Source organism: Mesorhizobium sp. M4A.F.Ca.ET.050.02.1.1 (genome assembly GCF_003997725.1).
GTDB lineage: Bacteria > Pseudomonadota > Alphaproteobacteria > Rhizobiales > Rhizobiaceae > Mesorhizobium.
On record NZ_RZSG01001184.1, the window covers coordinates 1 to 1,263 of the forward strand.

General features: G+C 61.2%; 1 protein-coding gene. It reads right to left on the reverse strand.

Translation table 11 applies throughout. The features are described 5' to 3' along the window. The coding region (glnA, locus tag EOA33_RS36150; protein WP_127407754.1) for a type I glutamate--ammonia ligase at window positions 1-1,134 on the reverse strand (1,134 nt) is incomplete at its 3' end. Between the last annotated feature and the right edge of the window lie 129 nt (window positions 1,135-1,263).

The following is a 1,263-nucleotide window of genomic DNA, read 5'->3' on the forward strand; positions in this document are numbered from 1 at the left end:
GGCCATCAGCATGGCGGCGAACGCGAGGTAGGGGTTCGCGCCCGGATCGGGGAAGCGGACCTCGACGCGCTTGGCCTTCGGCGACGAGCCGAACGGAATGCGGCAGGACGCCGAGCGGTTGCGCGCCGAATAGGCGAGCAGCACCGGCGCTTCGTAACCCGGCACCAGGCGCTTGTAGGAGTTGGTCAGCGGATTGGTGAAGGCGTTGATCGCCTTGGCGTGCTTGATGATGCCGCCGATGTAGAACAGGCAGCTCTCCGACAGGCCGGCATATTCGTTACCGGCGAAGGTCGGCTTGCCGCCCTTCCAGATCGACTGGTGGACGTGCATACCCGAGCCGTTGTCGCCGAACACCGGCTTCGGCATGAAGGTGGCCGTCTTGCCATAGGCGTTGGCGACCTGGTGAACGACGTACTTGTAGATCAGCATCTTGTCGGCGTTGCGGACCAGCGTGTCGAACTTGATGCCGAGCTCATGCTGGGCGGCGGCGACCTCATGGTGATGCTTCTCGACGCGCACGCCCATCTCGGCGAGCACGGTCAGCATTTCCGAGCGCATGTCCTGGGCGGAATCGATCGGCGGCACAGGGAAGTAGCCGCCCTTGATGCGCGGACGATGGCCGAGATTGCCGGTCTCGTAGTCGGTGTCGTCGTTGGACGGCAGTTCGGTGGAGTCCAGGCGGAATCCGGTGTTGTAGGGATCGGCCTTGTACTTGACGTCGTCGAAGACGAAGAATTCGGCTTCCGGGCCGACGAAGATCTGGTCGCCGATGCCTTCCGACTTCATGTAGGCCTCGGCCTTCTTGGCGGTGCCGCGCGGGTCGCGGTTGTAGGATTCGCCGGAGACCGGATCAAGGATGTCGCACAGGATGACCATGGTCGACTGGGCGAAGAACGGGTCCATGTGCACCGTGTCGGGATCGGGCATCAGCACCATGTCGGACTCGTTGATCGCCTTCCAGCCTGCGATCGAGGAACCGTCGAACATGACGCCGTCGGCGAACATGTCTTCCTCGACTTCGACGACATCCATGGTGACGTGCTGCAGCTTGCCCTTCGGATCGGTGAAGCGCAGGTCGACGAATTTCACGTCGTTGTCCTTGATCTGCTTCATGATGTCTTTGGCTGTCGTCATGTCATGTATCCCTGTTTGATGACGTTTTTTGATGATGACGTTGCAGAAAGATGCGGGGCGTCAGACGGCGTCCATTCCGGTTTCACCGGTGCGGATGCGCACGACTTCCTCGATGTTGGAGACGAAGAT